The organism is Bacillota bacterium, from assembly GCA_023511455.1.
Classification (GTDB): domain Bacteria; phylum Armatimonadota; class HRBIN16; order HRBIN16; family HRBIN16; genus HRBIN16.
In genome coordinates, this window is sequence record JAIMBJ010000072.1 from 1 (window position 1) to 2,479 (window position 2,479).

Below are 2,479 nucleotides of genomic sequence, written 5' to 3' on the forward strand. Positions count from 1 at the left end.
CGGGCTTTGGCATGCCACGTGTGGGGTCAGCGCATGTCTGGCAACAACCCGACACCATACGGCTACAAGGGGCAGTGGGGTTACTACACCGACGGGGAGACAGGTCTGCTGTTACTGACGCACCGTTACTTAGACCCCGCGACGGGGAGGTTCTTGACCAGAGACCCGATTGGGATGGAGGGGGGAATTAATCTGTATGCGTACGTGGGGAACTCAGTGATTACGGAGGCAGACCCCACAGGTCAGCTGCGAATACCTCCCTGGATGCGAGTAGGGTGCAAGATAGTAGGGACGGCAGCCGTGTGCGTTGAAGCAGCTCATATAGGCTATTGCATCGGAAAAGGTTACGCTATCGGTCAGGAGGTGCTCGACAAATACAAGAACGACAAACTGGCGCATTGCGTAGCCATGTGCGAAGTGCGTCGGTGTGCTCATGTCGTCGCCTCGTGGATAGCAGGCATCTGCAAGGAAGCGTGGGATCAGGTATGGCTATGGGACGATGATAAATGGGGCCCGGACGACCTGCAAGCGAATCACGCAGGGGAACAGTGCGCCAAGCAGAAAGGAGAGTGTCTCGAATGCTGCCTCAAGAAGTATCCTCCCAAGGTTATCGCGAAGTGATACGCGGTTGGCTGTTGACCTTGTGCCTGACACTCCAGTACTTTGTAACGCTGGTGCTGACCGTAGGCGCATACCATCATTACGACATTGTCTCCCATCACATTCTCAAAACCGCCCAGATGCGGAATGGCATGAGCGTGCAGGAAGTGGAGGCAATTATGGGTGAGCCTACCGCTCGAGAGATGGTGCGTTCTGAGGACGGTACCACCTGGACGACGGAATCGCTCACATATTTTTGGGGCACGGGTGCCCCTATCTACTGCTACTTTGACGCCAACGAGAGACTCACTCGGGTGAGCACGTTGCGATTGTGGATGGCAGAAGTGAGCCAGTTTGCGCTAATCCTTTTGGTGGTCATCGCGACGCGGTATGCTCTGGTAGTGCCTTCGCGCTGGCGGGCGGCGCTTTGGCTGCTGGATGTGGCGACGGCGAGTGTCTTTGGCGGGATTGTTGCTCTCGAGGGGTTGGTGGGTCCCCGGCGGTTTTGGGAGTTGCGCTGGGTACTGCTGGTGCCGCTCATGCTATGCGTGCTCAGCGTGCTCTTCCTGCTGCGCGGTTCGCTGGTTGCGCCAAAAGAGAACCCGTGAGATAATCGCATGGAGGTGTTCGAGGAACCTTTTCCATAGCAGATGCGATAGATAACAGGTCGGATTAATCCACCTATGCACCAGCCGCTCAGAACCTATGCCAGCTTGGCTGTCGGTAGAGGTGAACGATATGCGCCCATGGAAAGCCACCATCATCGGATTGATAGCCATCCTGTGTATATTCGCGCTGGTATATTACTGGCAGCGTTCGCTTGCCAAGCGGATAGTGCTGTTGCCACAGAAGTCGGTGAGTGTTTGTGATGCTGACGCTGTTGCCGTCTCGCCTGATGGGAAACGGATTGCTGTCACCTGCACACGGGATGAGGTTTACGTTTACCAGTTTCCTGAACTCAAAACACTGGCTCGATTGAAGGCAAAAGAAGGAGGCCCTTCTCAGACAGCTTTTGCTCCCTATAAGAACCTGCTCGCGGTGGCAGAATGGGGGCGCGGTGTGACCCTGTGGGATACCACCACGTGGAAGAAAGTTACTGAACTACCAGCGCCGGGGCGTACAAACGCCGTACGGTTCTCACCAGACGGCACTTGGTTGGCGGCTTCTGTGGGGGCGGACGGCTGGTGCGTAGTAGTCTGGAAGACAGACCGGTATCGGGAGGTTTACCGCTTCAAGGCACAGGGCAGCAGTATGTTCGGTCCTGGCTTCGGCTGTGTGGACTTTGCGGACAGCGAAACACTCGCGGCAGGGGGGCTTGACGGCTGCGTGTATATCTGGGACCTGCGCAGTGGGCGGTTATTGCACAGGCTGTGTGGACATGCGCAGCCTGTCTGGAGGATAGCCGTCGTGCCAGCGAAAGGACTGATAGCCAGTGCGTCGCTGGACAATACAATTGTGGTTTGGGATTGGCAGCACGGTCGGCAGGTTGCTGCCACGAAGGGAGGGGTGGTCGCTTCTTGCCCCGCAAAGGGCTTGTTGGCTGCCAGTTCTGGGACACCTCCCATTGTGCTACAGTTGGTGGAGACACAGGGTTTTGGAACCGTTTTCAGCACGGAGGTCAAAGACCAGAACATTCTCGACATGGCTTTCTCTGCGGATGGCAAGTATCTGGTGACTGTTGGCAATCGTCAAACGGTGACAGTGTGGCGTCTTCGCGCACCGTAGCGCGCGGAAACAAACCGCTTTTGGCAGAAGGTGTTATCTGTATGATGGCGAAGAGTTAGTATGCGAACTGGACGCGACGGGCAACGCGGTGGCAGGAGTGGTCTTCGGGGCAAACGGTTTGCTGGTATATGGCACCACCGGCTACCAGTTTGAC

The 2,479-nt window shown here is 56.5% G+C and carries 3 protein-coding genes; all 3 read left to right on the forward strand.

Annotated features, from left to right (window positions below; all coding sequences use genetic code 11):
- Positions 1-621 (forward strand): RHS repeat-associated core domain-containing protein (locus tag K6U75_17230; GenBank protein MCL6476775.1); only part of this gene is annotated, 621 nt, incomplete at its 5' end.
- A complete protein-coding gene (locus K6U75_17235; GenBank protein MCL6476776.1) occupies positions 579-1,208 on the forward strand; it encodes an outer membrane protein assembly factor BamE in 630 nt (209 codons plus the stop codon). The genes K6U75_17230 and K6U75_17235, both read left to right, overlap by 43 nt.
- Before the next feature lie 130 nt (positions 1,209-1,338).
- Entirely contained in the window at positions 1,339-2,325 is a 987-nt protein-coding gene (locus tag K6U75_17240) for a hypothetical protein (protein ID MCL6476777.1), read from the forward strand.
- Positions 2,326-2,479 lie beyond the last annotated feature (154 nt).

Bases quoted from the DNA above. Each gene is read 5' to 3' on its own strand.
- K6U75_17240 (MCL6476777.1), top strand. From the start codon at position 1,339: ATGCGCCCATGGAAAGCCACCATCATCGGATTGATAGCCATCCTGTGT.
- K6U75_17235 (MCL6476776.1), top strand. From the start codon at position 579: ATGCTGCCTCAAGAAGTATCCTCCCAAGGTTATCGCGAAGTGATACGC.